Consider the following 549-nt stretch of genomic DNA (forward strand, 5'->3'; position numbering starts at 1 on the left):
GGCGAAGGCGAGTGGGCTTGGCACGGTCTTCTGGTCAGCCTGCGCCAATCGCAGGAGCAGGTACGCGATCAGGGCGACAGCGATCTGGATGCGCACGGCATTTTCTGACGTGCCGAGGAAATGGCTGATCTTCAGCGTCTGCTTGACCCAGCGGAAGAACAGTTCGATCGCCCAACGGCGCTTGTAGAGATCGGCGATCTCGTGAGCCGGTGCATCGAGATCATTGGAGAAGATGCGCAACACCTTTCCCGTCTCGGTCCTGATGGTGATCTCGCGGACCGGATCGCTGAACGGATTTTTGCGGCTTTTGGCCTGGCGGGCCGGCAAAAGGCCGATGCGGTCGGACAGGATGACACCGTCGCCGTCCACCGCCTGCTCATGGGTGACCGTCAGCGGCGTATGCGACTTGAACCGGGTGACGATCCGGCATCCGGCTTCGTCCAGCTTGGCCCACCAGCCGAAATCATAATAGCCAAGATCAAAGACATAGGTTGCGCCTGATGCGATCGGCATGGCCTTGGCAGCCGTGATGTCGTTGATATTGGCCGG

The 549-nt window shown here is 60.3% G+C and carries 1 protein-coding gene; it reads right to left on the reverse strand.

What is annotated here, in order from left to right; genetic code table 11:
• On the reverse strand, positions 1–549 hold a 549-nt coding region (locus PIB16_RS26700; protein ID WP_271046680.1), incomplete at both ends, for an IS4 family transposase.

Source organism: Agrobacterium sp. ST15.13.015 (genome assembly GCF_027871645.1).
GTDB classification, from domain to species: Bacteria; Pseudomonadota; Alphaproteobacteria; order Rhizobiales; family Rhizobiaceae; genus Agrobacterium; species Agrobacterium leguminum.